General features: G+C 61.9%; 10 protein-coding genes. 9 read left to right on the plus strand and 1 reads right to left on the minus strand.

Features of this window, described 5'->3' with window-relative positions; translation table 11 throughout:
* The first annotated feature begins 25 nt into the window (after window positions 1-25).
* The 9 genes from GM909_RS22145 to GM909_RS22185 all read left to right on the plus strand — a co-directional run bounded on the left by GM909_RS22145 (window position 26) and on the right by GM909_RS22185 (window position 12881).
* Complete coding sequence (locus GM909_RS22145) at window positions 26-418, plus strand: hypothetical protein (protein ID WP_157019392.1); 393 nt, start codon at window positions 26-28, stop codon at window positions 416-418.
* Window positions 419-531: 113 nt separating this feature from the next.
* Entirely contained in the window at window positions 532-924 is a 393-nt protein-coding gene (locus GM909_RS26125; RefSeq protein ID WP_235912017.1) for a hypothetical protein, read from the plus strand.
* Window positions 925-961: 37 nt separating this feature from the next.
* A complete protein-coding gene (locus GM909_RS22155; protein ID WP_157019393.1) occupies window positions 962-1345 on the plus strand; it encodes a hypothetical protein in 384 nt (127 codons plus the stop codon).
* Entirely contained in the window at window positions 1323-1577 is a 255-nt protein-coding gene (locus GM909_RS22160) for a DUF1488 family protein (protein WP_157019394.1), read from the plus strand. The genes GM909_RS22155 and GM909_RS22160 overlap by 23 nt, the downstream gene beginning before the upstream one ends.
* Before the next feature lie 60 nt (window positions 1578-1637).
* The gene (locus GM909_RS22165; RefSeq protein ID WP_157019395.1) at window positions 1638-1916 is read left to right on the plus strand and encodes a hypothetical protein; all 279 of its coding nucleotides are present in this window, start codon (window positions 1638-1640) and stop codon (window positions 1914-1916) included.
* A 6-nt stretch (window positions 1917-1922) separates the two neighbouring features.
* On the plus strand, window positions 1923-2255 hold the full coding sequence (locus GM909_RS22170; protein ID WP_157019396.1) for a hypothetical protein: 333 nt from the start codon (window positions 1923-1925) through the stop codon (window positions 2253-2255).
* Window positions 2252-10750 (plus strand): GH36-type glycosyl hydrolase domain-containing protein, encoded by an 8499-nt coding sequence (locus GM909_RS22175; protein ID WP_157019397.1) that lies wholly within the window; start codon window positions 2252-2254, stop codon window positions 10748-10750. The genes GM909_RS22170 and GM909_RS22175 overlap by 4 nt, the downstream gene beginning before the upstream one ends.
* Before the next feature lie 117 nt (window positions 10751-10867).
* A complete protein-coding gene (locus tag GM909_RS22180; protein ID WP_157019398.1) occupies window positions 10868-11260 on the plus strand; it encodes a hypothetical protein in 393 nt (130 codons plus the stop codon).
* A 316-nt stretch (window positions 11261-11576) separates the two neighbouring features.
* Window positions 11577-12881: a metal-dependent hydrolase family protein gene (locus GM909_RS22185; protein ID WP_157019403.1), complete on the plus strand. Its 1305-nt coding sequence runs from the start codon at window positions 11577-11579 to the stop codon at window positions 12879-12881.
* A 249-nt stretch (window positions 12882-13130) separates the two neighbouring features.
* Here the strand turns inward: GM909_RS22185 and GM909_RS25860 are convergent.
* On the minus strand, window positions 13131-14188 hold a 1058-nt coding region (locus GM909_RS25860), incomplete at its 5' end, for a hypothetical protein (RefSeq protein WP_235912016.1).

Here is a 14188-nt window from a genome sequence, read left to right on the forward strand (position 1 = left end):
ACAACAATCGGAAAGGATTGATTCCATGGCAACACAGACCAAAGGCGTGACTTCCATCGTTCAACGCTGGAATGACTATCAGCCATCGAAATCGACACTTGTATGGGCATGCGCTGTCACGGTCGTCGCCACGATCGTCGTCGGATTCAGTTGGGGCGGTTGGGTCACAGGTGGTACCTCGCGTACGCTCGCATCGACCGCCGGAGATGCCGCACGTGGAGATCTGGCCGCGCTCATTTGCGTGGAGAGATTCAACGCCGCACCCGATTCAAGGGCCCGACTTGCAGAGTTCAAGGCGCTTAACGGTACCTATAAGCAGAGACAATTTGTCGAGGCGGGCGGTTGGGCGATGATGCCCGGCGAGGAGTCTGCAGGTCGCCGTGCAGCCGAGAGCTGCGCCCTTGCGCTCGCAGCCTGAGTGTTTTTAGCGCGTCGCTCGCCGGGCCCCTGCCGCCGCAGGACCACGGACAGTTCTGCGTCATGGGCGGGTGCTGCAGACTGCCTTCAGACAGGCGGAGAAGAGGTGAAAGCATGACAGCCCACCGTTTCGTCGTTGGACAAGTTGTCCGCATGCGCAACAGGTTCGGCCTTTCACCCTCATCGGCGGAAACCTACCGCATTACCGCGATCCTGCCGGCGAGAGAGGACAAGACACCTCAATACCGCATCCGCAACGACAACAAGCGTCACGAGCGCGTGACGACGGAAGACAGCCTCGAAGAGATAACCGTCCAACACACCCCCCGGACGGCACCGCACTCGAGTGATAGGAATTTGACGATGGCTAAAGGACAGAAGCGCAGCAATCGCGAAATAAGAAAGCCGAAGCAGGAAAAGGCGCCCGCGAAAACAGAGACGCCTCTCGGCTCACAGGTCAAGCTCGCGGGCAGCAACAACATACCGCGCGGCAAGGCGAAGAGCTGAATATAGGCGCGGGCTGCATCCGCTTGCAGGTGCCGAAATGAAGGTTGTCATCGAGTTTCACAGGATCCGCGCGAGTGACGGCGCTCGCGCGAAGGTCGGCCGTCTGAAATGCGACGTGATCGGCACAGAAGCGGCGATCGAGTTAGCCGAGTCATTGCTGAGCTCGCTCGCGATGCCGCAAGAACCTGACGCCGTCACGATATCTGATAATCAGGGGAACGCTTTCTATCGCGCAGCGGTCAGGTCTGGCCATGTTCCCGAACGGGATCGTGACGCTCTCGAGATCAGCGTCTGGGAGAACGAGGGCGGCGCCGTAGCGGCACGGCACACCGCCGTCGGCCAGCAGCGACGCAGCGAGAATTTCTCACTCCTTTCCAATGGCAATGAGGTATCCGAACATGACACTCACTTTTCCCAATAGAAGCCGCAGCTATGACGAAGCCGGGCAGCGCGTTCGTTTCATCGGCCATGATGGCATGTTCGAGGTGCCCTTCTTTGTCGAGACCGATGCGTTTTCAACCGCTGCCGCCGGCGAGGCGCATTACCTGGCCGCCTTCGATGCAGCACGCGCCAAAATCCACGATGTTGCGCGCGAGATCTATCGGAACGCTCGCAGGACCGTATATGTGTTGACGGCAGCGGACTTCCGGTAACCCAGTGGTTTTCCCGAACCCACCCTCGATGCAAATACGCCAGAAGAACCGGATGCTGCCATGACCGTTCGCACCACGGATACACAGGTCACATTCATGCAACCGTTCATCCTGAGCGCCTTCGACGCCTGGCAGCCTGCGGGGACTTATCGTCTGGTAATCGACGAAGAGGAGATCTCCGGTCTTTCCTTTCTTGCCTACCGGCGCACGCCTACGGTGTTGCACACTCCGGCGGTGTCCGTCCAAAGCAGCCGACATCAGGTGGTTGAAGTCGACCCGAGGGAGTTGACGGCAGCACTGGACGCGGATGCGCTCGCCTACCGGCCTCTTAAGGATTAGTCGCTCATGCAGTATCTTGGTGGAATTCATGGCGCGGGCGTCCTGAAATGCGAGGGCAAAACGCTTGCTCGCGCGGACTATGACATTGACGGTTTCCTGATAAAGCCGGGGGAAGTGATCGGCAGCGGCGAAATCCGGATGCCTCCCGACACCCTGCGACAGGTATTCGGGCGCGAGGATCTCCATCTCCTAACCGATGACGGGCGGCTCTTGAGCCTTCGTTTCTCCGAAAGGCATCCGCCTGCGGCCGGCGACGCCGCTCATGTGGATGTTGCCGGCAACCTGCCGCCGCAATCCGAGTGGCACCACTCGAGCTCAGGCTGGAAAGGCACTCATTGAAATCGATCCATCGCCTCCTCGGACTTCGCTCTTCGTCACTGCCATGGAACGACCGGGCACCGGTGAGGGAGGAGCTTTTCAGCGTCGAGCGGCTCGAGCAGCACGCGGGAAGCCTCGCTGCTGCGCAGACGGTGACCGACAGGCCGCCGGCCGTCCTGCCCCTGCATACGAGACTCAATGATAATGCCGCCGTTTTGCTTGCCGCTTATCGGGCGAGTGCTGCGGAACTGGAGAGCGGCAGGGGTGTGGTCCCCGCCGCGGAATGGCTGCTGGACAATTATCACTTGGTCGAGGAGCAAATCCGCGAGATCAGGGACGATCTGCCTCCCAGCTATTATCGCCAATTGCCGAAACTGAGCGAAGGACCGTTTGCGGGCTACCCGAGGGTTCTCGGGCTTGCCTGGGCGTTCGTTGCGCACACCGACAGCCTGTTCGACCGGGAGAAGCTGCGGCGATTCCTCGTGGCCTATCAGCGGGTTCAGCCACTGACCATCGGCGAGCTGTGGGCCGTTGCAATTACACTGCGCATCGTCCTTGTCGAGAACCTGCGCCGGCTGGCTGATCAGATGACCGTAGGCGTTGCGGCGCGCTCGGATGCGGCGGCGCTCGCCGGACGGCTTCTCTTGTCAGGTTGCGGCAAGTCTGCGCTCGAGACGGATATTGCCTCCCGCTCACCGGAACCGTTGTCGGAAGACTTCGCCGCGCAACTGGCCAAACAGCTGAGGAATCAGGATCCCGAAACGACGCCTGCGCTCGGATGGCTGGAAGAGCGTCTTGCGCTGCAAGGCGTATCTGTCGACGCCGTGGTGCAGCATGCCCAGCAGAGGCAGGGGGCATCCAATGTCACTGTGCGCAACATCGTCACCAGCATGCGGCTGATTTCCGATGTCGATTGGGCCGAGCTGTTCGAAAGTGTGAGCCTGGTCGACGAGCGGTTGCGGAACGGTAGTGCCTTCGCCGGTATGGATTTCCCGACCCGTGATCTGTACAGAAACGCGATTGAGCAACTGGCCCGCGGCTCGTCCCTCTCGGAGCTGGAGATCGCCGAGCATGCGCTTCACGCTGCGAGCCAAGCCGCTGTTGAAGCGGACGGTAACCCCGGCACGGAGCGGGCCGGCGATCCCGGCTATCATCTGATCGCCCAGGGCAGGCCCGCCCTTGAGCAGGCGATCCGTTTTCGGCCGCCGCCACGGCTGCGCATCAGCCGCTTCAACACGCGCCTCGGCATTGGCGGCTATATCGTGTCGATCCTGCTTGTCACGGCAATGGTGCTGGTCGTCGCGTTGTGGACGCTTTCGCGCTCCGGTCTCGATACCGGCTGGCTCGTGCTGTTCGCCGTGATCGCATTTTTTCCCGTGACCGAGGCGGCGACCGCCCTCGTCAACCGCGCGATGACCTGGAGTTTCGGCGCGACGGTTCTGCCCGGCCTCGCGCTCAAGCATGGCGTCCCGCAATCCATGCGGACCCTGGTCGCGGTGCCGACGCTTCTTACCAGCGAAGCCGACCTTCTGGAGCAGGTGGAACGACTGGAGGTTCATCACCTTTCCGGCGTCGGCGGCGACCTCGTTTTCGCGCTCCTCACCGATGGAACGGATGCCGATCGGGAAATTACGCAGGAGGATGCCCGGCTGCTCGAAAGTGCCGCTGAGGCGATCGCCCGATTGAACCAGCGTCACGAACCCGCTCCAGGCGGCAGCCGCTTCCTCCTCTTGCATCGGCGCCGCGTCTTCAATGCCGGCGAAGGTAAATGGATGGGGTGGGAACGCAAGCGCGGAAAGCTGCACGAACTCAACCGGCTTCTGCGCGGCGCCAACGACACCACTTTCATGCCCATAGGCGGGAGGCCGCCGCAAGTGCCGGCCGATGTGCGCTATGTCATCACGCTTGACGCAGACACGAGGCTGCCGCGCGATGCCGCGCACCGTCTGATCGGCAAGATGGCGCATCCGCTCAACCGGCCGCGCTTCAGCGAAGCCGAGCAGCGTGTCGTCGACGGCTACGGCATTCTCCAGCCGCGCGTTACGCCCTCGCTTCCGGTCGGCCGCGAAGGGTCCTTCTACCAGCGCGTTTTCTCCGCCCCCGGCGGAATCGATCCTTACGCGGCTGCAGCCTCGGACGTGTATCAGGATCTCTTCGGCGAAGGCACCTATACCGGCAAGGGCATCTATGATGTCAACGCCTTCGAGGCGTCGCTGTCCGGCCGCGTGCCGGAGAACACCATGCTTAGCCACGACCTCTTCGAGGGTGTGTTCGCCCGTTCCGGCCTCGCGTCCGATGTCGAGGTGATCGAGGAATTCCCGTCCCGATACGACGTCGCCGCCAAACGTCAGCATCGCTGGACGCGTGGTGACTGGCAGCTTCTTCCCTGGGTAACGGGTCTGCGAAGCGGACATCTTGCGCTTCCCTCCGTCGGTCGCGGAAAGATGCTGGACAATCTGAGGCGGTCGCTGCTGGCGCCATTCACGCTCCTTGCTTTGGGATTCACGTGGCTGATGCCGCTGCCGGCCGCAATGACGGGAACCGCGCTTCTTCTTGCCGCCGTCGCGATCCCGGCATTCCTGCCGATTCTCTTCACCCTCATACCGCGCCGGGCCGGCATTCGCTTGCGCAATCACTTCGCAACGCTTGCTGTGGACCTGCGCCTTGCAGCCGTCCAGAGCATCCTTTCCCTCGTTTTCCTGCCCGACCAAGCGTGGCGAATGGGCGACGCCATCGTCAGAACACTGGTGCGGCTCTTCGGGTCCCGCCGCCATCTGCTGGAATGGACCACGGCCGCGCAATCGAAGGGAAGCCCGCGCCTCAACTTTGCTGGTGTCTATCGCCGCATGGCATCCGGCACGCTGCTTGGGCTGGTCGTGACTGGGGGCGCCATTGCCTTGTCGCCGTCATCCTGGCCTCTCGTCCTGCCTTTTGTCTTATTATGGCTAACCGCGCCGGCACTCGCGTTATGGGCAAGCCGGTCGCCGAAGGCCGGACCGCGCCTTGGGGTCTCGGATTCGGATGCCATCGAACTGCGTCTCATCGCGCGCCGCACCTGGCGCTTCTTCGAGACCTTCGTGACGCCCGAAGACAACATGTTGCCTCCGGACAATTTCCAGGAGGATCCGAAGCCTGTCATCGCGCACAGGACGTCGCCCACCAATATAGGGCTCTATCTTATCTCCGCTGTTGCCGCCCGCGATTTTGGCTGGGCGAGCACAGTAGAGACGGTGGAGCGGCTGGAAGCCACGTTGGCAACCATGCGCAAGCTCGCACGGCACAATGGCCACTTCTTCAACTGGTATGCGACGCAAGACCTGCGTGTCCTCGAACCCGCCTACATCTCGTCCGTCGACAGCGGCAACCTCGCCGGACATTTGATGGTGCTCGCCAATGCGTGCGAGGCGTGGGTGAACGAGAGCGCCGCGCCGAATGCCCGGCCCGGCATGACGGACAGTATCCGACTTGCACGTCATGCGCTCGATGCCCTGTCCGGGAATCATCGCGAAGCCCAACTCTCCCTGATGCTTGACGATATTGAAGATCAGTTGAATGGCCCGCAAACGCTCGACGCACTGTCCCCCATTCTGACGCGGCTGGCCGACAAAGCTGGCGCCATGGCTCGAGATATAGTTCCAACGGATATCGACGATAGCACCCCGGATCTCCTTTTCTGGATAGAGTCCTTCAAAAAGACCGTGGCCGAGCACGCGCGGGACCGGGTGGCTGACCTCGCCCTGAAAGACCGATTGCAGGCGCTTGCCGCAGATGCGCGCGAGATGGCGCTGGCGATGGACTTCGCCTTCCTGCTCGATCCTGAACGCAAACTGCTGTCGATAGGCTATTCCCTCGCAGACGATAGCCTCGATCCGAGCTGTTACGATCTGCTCGCATCGGAAGCCCGGCTTGCAAGCCTCTTCGCCATCGCCAAGGGCGATGTTGAGACACGGCACTGGTTTCGCCTGGGTCGGTCCGCGACACCACTAGCCAACGCATCGGCGCTGATCTCCTGGTCCGGCTCGATGTTCGAATATCTGATGCCGTCGCTCGTCATGCGCGCTCCCGCCGGCAGTCTGCTCGAACAGACCAACCGGCTGGTGGTGAAGCGTCAACAGGCTTACGCGCGGTCGCTTGGCATTCCATGGGGGATATCCGAATCCGCCTACAACGCGCGCGATATGGAGCTGACCTATCAGTATTCCAATTTCGGCGTTCCGGGTCTCGGCCTGAAACGCGGTCTTTCTGAGAATGCGGTGATCGCGCCCTACGCGACAGGACTTGCGACGATGATCGATCCCCAAGGCGCGCGAGAAAACTACGGCCGCCTCGCGCAAATGGGCGCCAGCGGCCGCTATGGCTTCTTCGAAGCGCTGGATTTCACACGTTCCCGGCTTCCGGAGATGGAGAATGTCGCCATTGTCCGCACCTCCATGGCGCATCATCAAGGCATGACCATCGTCGCCATCGCCAACACGCTCCACGACGGTGAGATGCGTGCCCGCTTCCATCGCGAGCCGATGATCCAGGCCTGCGAGCTCCTGCTGCAGGAACGCACCCCCCGTAACATTGCGACCGGCCATCCGAAGGCCGAAGAGGTGAAGGTTTCCCCGGCTACGGCGGATACGGAAATTCCCACCTCGCGCCGCGTTACCGCCACCACGGCGGGCCCTCCAACTACCCAGTTGCTTTCGAATGGCCGCTACGCTGTCATGCTCACCGCCGCGGGGGCGGGTTACAGCCGCTGGCGCGACATCGCCGTGACGCGCTGGCGTGAGGACGCCACCCGCGACGACTGGGGCTCCTTCATCTTCTTGCGCGATGTCCAAAACGGGGATGTCTGGTCCGCCGGCGCCCAGCCTCTTGGCATCGAGGGGGAGCATCGCGAAGTCGTCTTCGACGAGGATCGCGTCCGGTTCATCCACCGCGATGGCGACCGGACGACCACGATGGATGTTCTTGTCTCTGGGGAAGACGATTGCGAGGTCCGCCGTGTGTCCTTGAGCAATGGCGGGCGGCGGGCGCGCGAAATCGAGATCACGTCCTATGCCGAAATTGTCCTGGCACCGCCCGCCGCCGACATGGCGCATCCGGCATTCTCCAAGATGTTCGTGCAGACTGAGTATGCCGCCGAGTTCGGCGCGCTCATCGCGACGCGGCGCCCGCGCTCGCACGCTGAACCAAAGGTATGGGCTGCCCACCTCGCCGTCGTCGAAGGCGAGATCGTCTCCGATCCGCAGTACGAGACCGATCGGGCCCGTTTCATCGGGCGCGGCCGGTCGACAGGCACAGCGGCGGCCATTGCGGAAGGAGGCTCGCTCTCGAATACCGTTGGGACGGTACTCGACCCCATTTTCTCGCTGCGCCAGCGCGTGAGGATCGCGCCCGGAAAGGTTGCGCGTATCGCCTACTGGACCGTCGTTGCTTCGTCGCGCGCGGAGCTCATGGACATGATTGATAAACACCACGACCGCAGCGCGTTCGAACGGGCCAGGACATTGGCGTGGACCCAAGGGCAGGTCCAGCTTCGCCATCTCGATGTCGATGCCGGAGAGGCTGCGGATTTTCAGCGCCTGGCCGCACCCATCCTTTACGCGGACGCGCGCTACAGGGCGCCGTCCGACAAGATCGTCCACGGTGCCGGCTCGCAATCCGGCCTTTGGCATCTCGCCATTTCCGGCGACCTGCCGATCGTCTTGCTGAGAATAGACGATCCCCAAGACATGGCCCAAGTCCGCCAGTTGCTGCGCGCCCATGAATACTGGCGGATGAAAAGCCTCGCCGTCGACTTGGTGATCGTCAACGAGCGCGCATCCTCCTATACGCAGGACCTGCAAATCGCCATCGAGACCGCGGTGCGCAGCAGCCAGTCGCGGCCGCACTTCGGATTGGAGCTGGCGCAAGGCTCCGTCTTTACGCTTCGCGCGGATCTGATGAGCGCCGAGGCGCGCGACCGACTCCATTCGATTGCCCGTGTCACATGCTTGGCACGTCGCGGATCGATAGGGGAGCAACTTGATCGTTTGCCAAACCCATCCGTCGATCACATCTCGGCCTCCCCCCTGCAAAGGCCTGTGCGGCTTTCCGAGTCTTCTGCGCCGCACGCGCCGCCGCTCGAATTCTTCAACGAGCTTGGCGGTTTCGACAAGGACGGTCGGGAATATGTGACGATCCTAGGCGGGGGCGCAGTCACGCCCGCGCCATGGATCAACGTGATCGCCAATCCCGGTTTTGGCTTTCAGGTTTCGGCGGAGGGAAGCAGCTACACCTGGGCAGAAAACAGCCGCGAAAACCAGCTTACGCCATGGTCGAACGATCCCGTGGTCGATCCGAGCGGCGAGATGATCTACGTCCGCGACGAAGAGACCCTCGAGCTATGGAGTCCGACCGCACAGCCGATCCGCGGCAGCGGCACCTATGTGTCGCGTCACGGTTTCGGCTACAGCCGTTTCGAGCATGAGGCGTATGGCATCGCCCTCGATCTCCTGCAATACGTGCCTCTGTCCGACCCCATCAAGATTTCGCGCCTGACCCTTCGAAACCTTTCCGGTCGTCCCCGCCGCCTGTCGGTCACGAGCTACGCAGAGCTGGTGCTCGGCACCTCGCGCAGCGCCACGGCGCCATTCCTGGTGACGCAGATCGACGAGGCCACTGGCGCGATGCTGGCGCGCAATCCCTGGAGCATCAATTCCTCCGGTGGCATTGCCTTTGCCGATCTTGGCGGGCGGCAGACCGCATGGACGGCCGACCGAGCCGAGTTCCTTGGCCGCTACGGCGACCCGTCGGCGCCTCGCGCGCTTGCCGCCGTTGAGCCGCTATCCGGAATCACCGGCGCCGGCCTCGACCCTTGCGTGGCTCTGCACCGGACCATCGAGATCGGCGCGGGAGAGGCGGTCGAAATCGTTTCGTTTCTCGGGCAGTGCGGCTCGCAGGAGGAGGCCCAGACGCTGCTTGGGCGTTATCGCGCGGCCGACCTCGATGCCGTCCTCCAGGAGGTGACGGATCACTGGACCGGCCTTTTGCAGGCGGTCCAGGTCAAGACGCCGGACCGTGCGATGGACATCATGCTCAATGGCTGGCTCCTCTATCAGACGCTCGCCTGCCGCATCTGGGCGCGCTCGGCCTTCTACCAGGCGAGCGGAGCCTATGGTTTCCGCGACCAGCTTCAGGATGGCATGGCCCTGACGTTGGCAAGGCCGCAGGAGACGCGACGCCATCTCCTGCGTGCGGCCGGTCGGCAGTTCGTAGAAGGCGATGTCCAGCATTGGTGGCTGCCGCAATCCGGGCAAGGCGTGCGCACGCGGATTTCGGACGATCGCGTATGGCTGGCATTCGCGGTGGCGACCTACGTGGATGCGACGGGTGATGTCACGGTGCTGGACGAGATCGTCCCATTCCTCGACGGGCCGCCGCTCGGACCCGGCGAGCACGACGCCTTCTTCGATCCCACGGACGCGGCCGAATCCGCCTCGTTGTTCGAGCACTGCGCCCGAGGTCTCGACCAGTGCCTGGAACTGACCGGCAAGCTCGGCCTGCCGCTCATGGGAACAGGCGACTGGAACGACGGCATGAACCGCGTCGGCGAAGGCGGCAAGGGTGAGAGTGTCTGGCTCGGCTGGCTGCTTCTGCGCACCATCGAGCTGTTCGCGCCATTGGCGAAAGGACGTGACGCAGAACGCGCTGAACGCTGGCGCGCTCACGCGGCGTCGCTGCACGAGGCACTCGAGGCGCATGCATGGGACGGTAAATGGTATCGCAGAGCGACCTTCGACGATGGAACTTGGCTCGGCTCGAAGGACAGCGAAGAATGCCGGATCGATTCTATCGCCCAGTCCTGGGCCGTCCTGTCGGGCGTCGCAGACCCCGCACGGGCGGCCATGGCCATGGCATCGCTGGAAAAGCATCTTATCCGCCGCGAAGACGGCATGGCATTGTTGTTCACGCCGCCCTTCGACAAGACGCCGCGCGACCCCGGCTACATCAAGGGCTATCCGCCGGGCCTGCGCGAGAACGGCGGACAGTACAGCCATGCGGCCATGTGGGCGATCCTGGCCTTTGCGAAATCGGGTGCGGGCGACAAGGCGCACGATCTGTTCTCGCTGCTCAATCCGATCAACCACGCGCTTACGCCCGAGGAGATCGAACGCTACAAGGTCGAACCCTATGTCGTTGCCGCCGACGTCTATTCCGTCGCGCCGCATGTCGGCCGCGGCGGATGGACCTGGTACACCGGCTCCGCCGCCTGGATGTACCGTTCCGGCATCGAGGGCATTCTGGGCATCCGGCGCGAGGGGGCATTCCTCATCGTCGACCCGTGTGTTCCATCGACTTGGCCAGGGTTTGAGGCCACCGTTCGGGTGGATGAAACCCATTACAACATTCGCGTAGATAATTCGATGCAACGTGGTTCAGGTGCCTGGTCCGCTGTCATGGACGACGAACCTCTTCAGTGTACCAGGGCGTGCGTGCGCGTTCCGCTGGACGGACGCAAACATAATTTAATGCTCGGTTTCGAGTAAGGGTCGACGCACATTACTCGCTGCGTTCCTCGCCGGTTGTGGTGCGCGCGTTGTCAAGTGACAACGGAAGTGCCGTGTGCAACGATTGACGAGGGTCACTTTCGGCAAGGAGTTGCGATGAAATCGAGTGCTATCTGGCTCATCGCGTTGATCGCATTCGGAGGCTGGCCGGTGGCCGCGCCAGGAGGCGACCTGACCGATCGCGAAGTGAATATCCATGAAATCATAGCCGCGCTTGGGGTCGACGATCTGAGCGCGAACGAGCTCCGTGAGATCGATTCCTATGTTCGTCTTGATGTGGTGGACCTGAGCGCCTTCGAGTCGAGCGACGAATATCAAGCGCTGGAGACTGCCCTCGGCAAAACCGATGACGGTTGGGCGATGGTGCAAACCGCGATCATAAGCAATGACTCAATCGAACAGGAACTCAGACGACGTTCGGTCGAGATAGGGCGCGTCGTCGCCGCGACAATGAATGATGAAGGGGTATTTGCGATTTATATACGCTGACGCCGAGACCTGGGTGCCAACGAATGGCAGTCGTTCTCAAGATTACCCGGATCGGCAGGTTTCGTGGTTCCAGTCCTCAAAACCTGCTGGACGGCAAATGGTCCCTACGGAGACGATCCTCCAAAGAGTTGTGGAATGCGCATGAGGAGGTCGCTACAACCGTGACACCCATTCCCGACGCAGGAGAAACGCCGTGTATCATAGATCTTTCAAACTGCGGGGGTTGGACAAATTTGCGGGGCGTGCCGTGCACTGCGCCGCGGCGATGTTTTCCTTTGCCCGCGTCGCTTCCGTGAGGCTTCGCCCTAGCCGAGAAATGCTTGCGGTCGCCATCGTGCTCGGCCTTTGCGCCACCGCGAGCGCGGATGACGTGCTTTTCGAGAACGTCCGCATCTTCGACGGAAAAGGCGCCGCACTTTCGGCGCCGTCGAATGTGCTGGTCAAGGGCAATGTGATCGAACAGATCTCGACAGATCTCATAGAGGCCGAAGGCGCGCAGCGCGTTGCCGGCAACGGGCGAACGCTGATGCCGGGGCTCATCGATGCGCACTGGCACGCGATGCTGATCGCGACTGGCCCGGCAGAGACGATGAACGACATCGGCTTCGCCACTCTTGCGGCCGGCGACGAGGCGACGGATACGTTGATGCGCGGCTTCACTACCGTTCGCGATGTGGGCGGACCGGCGTTTGGTCTAAAGCGCGCGATAGATCAAGGCCTCATCGAGGGGCCGCGCATCTATCCCTCTGGCGCCATGATCACCGTAACCAGCGGGCATGGGGATTTCCGCCAGATGAGCGACCTACCGCGGAGGGTCGGCGGCTTATTCACTCCCATGGAGATAAACGGCGGCAGCATCGTCGTGGACAGCCCCGACGAGGTGCGTTTGCGTGCTCGCGAGCAGTTCATGCAGGGAGCGGTGCTGCTGAAGTTGACCGCAGGCGGCGGCGTGTCGTCGCCCCACAGCCCGCTCGACGTAACCACTTTCACCGCGCCTGAATTGCGAGCGGCCGTCGAAATTGCCGAGAATTGGGGCACCTACGTCGCCGCGCACGCCTTCACGCCTGAAGCGATCCAGATGGCTATTGCTGCCGGCGTGAAGTGCATCGAGCACGGCTTCCTCATGAGCGAGGCAGACGCCAAGCTGATCGCGGAAAAGGACATCTGGCTGAGCTTGCAACCGCTTCATGAATTGATGAGGACAAGTCTCCGGGAGGGTTCGGTCGAGCGCGCCAAGGCGGACGAGGTATGGCCCGGCATCAGCAGGACCTACGAGTTGGCGAAGAAGTATAAGATCAAGACGGCGTGGGGCACGGATGTTCTGTTCTCACGCGCGATGGCGCGGAAACAGGGGGCAATCCTGGCCTCGCTTGCCCGTTGGTACACGCCTGCCGAAGCGCTCGCCATGGCGACCGGGACCAATGCCGAACTGCTGGCGCTTTCCGGCAAGCGCAACCCCTATCCGGGAAAGCTGGGCGTTGTCGAGGAGGGCGCGCTGGCCGACCTCCTGCTCGTTGAAGGCAACCCGTTGGAAAACCTCGACCTGGTTGCTGATCCCACCAACAACTTCAAGATCATCATGAAGGACGGCGTCATCTACAAAGACACGCTGACCGAGTGAGGGAGTGAGGGGAACCTGAAACCGGTTGTCGAGTAAGCGAGGCGACGCCAAACGTGAACGCCGGACGGGGAGGTCTGCTCGTCCGGCGTCCTCCCTAAACGCGAGCCGGAAGAAGTCACCCCTTTCCGTCAGCAGTTGAATGGCGGCTTCGATCAGAATCTGTCCGAAAGCGGCCGATCCGCAAACGGCCCCGTTGCGGTCTTAGAATGCTCTCATCCCAACGTGCTAGCTGCAAATGTAGAACTGAGCTTATAACCCGCTAAAAAATTTCGAACGGTGTCTCTCCTCCGGGGCGACCCAGCTTTCAATGAAATCCAGCGGATCAACGCTTCCCATCATTGCTCTGGCGAGCCCCAGGCGGTCTTCCAGCCGCTGCCGACGGTCGTCATCCGCGCTCTTCAGACGCTCCGCCGCGTCTGCAAAGAAGCGCTCAATGGTCATCGCTTTCCCCCACTTCTCGATAATCTCGGCCAGCTGCTGGCGGCTGTCGGCGAGAGCCTGGGCCGTCTTCCGCGCATCTTCCTCCCTTTCGTAGCGTTCCCACCGCTCCTTTTGCTCTTTCTTCCTCTGCTCCTCCGCCGCGTTTTCGGCCTCCATAAGCCGTTGCAGATCAGTTTTGGACGCCCCTGCCGTCTCGACAATTTCTGGGACCAGACGCTCAAGCGACTGCTGCTCCGTTTCCTGCCAACTGCGAGACCAGTTGACGCCCTTCTTTGGTGAGTAGGCAACGATCCTAAAACGCCCGCACGGCATATCCTGCTCGGTTGTCCAGGAGTGCGTCAGCTGCCAAGATTTGGCTGATCGTATGAGCTTGCTATCCTCACGATGGTAGTCGCCATCGAAATAACGCATCGTCACGCGCTCAGTCATCTCGGTGATGGCGAGCGCTACTGGCACCGTGTCGATATAAAAAACAGTCGGCCTGTCAGGAGCCCAAATGCTTCCTGAGTGGTAGCGACCGTATTTGCGATCCTTTCGCTCGACCTCCTGTTCCCTGACCTGAATGCGTAGCAGATTGTCGGCAGCCGGCGCGATGTGAACTCGGTACCCTTGCTCATCGAGCGCAAGATACACAACGTTGGCGATGGAGAGAGCACGCGGCAGCGCGGCCTCTGATGAAATCAGGTCCGGCAGAATCCTTTTGTAGGGCCTGAGGAACTCGCCGTTCTTAACCTCGCGTGTTTTCCGTAAATGTTCTTCGACACCAAAAAGCAACGGGTAGAGGTGGTGCCGGTTTCTGAGACAGGGGCTTAAGGTGGATCGATCGATGAAAAGGACGATCCAGCATGAAGACACGCAGACGGTTT

This window comes from Mesorhizobium xinjiangense, from assembly GCF_009749525.1.
In the GTDB taxonomy this organism is placed as follows: Bacteria; Pseudomonadota; Alphaproteobacteria; order Rhizobiales; family Rhizobiaceae; genus Mangrovimarina; species Mangrovimarina xinjiangensis.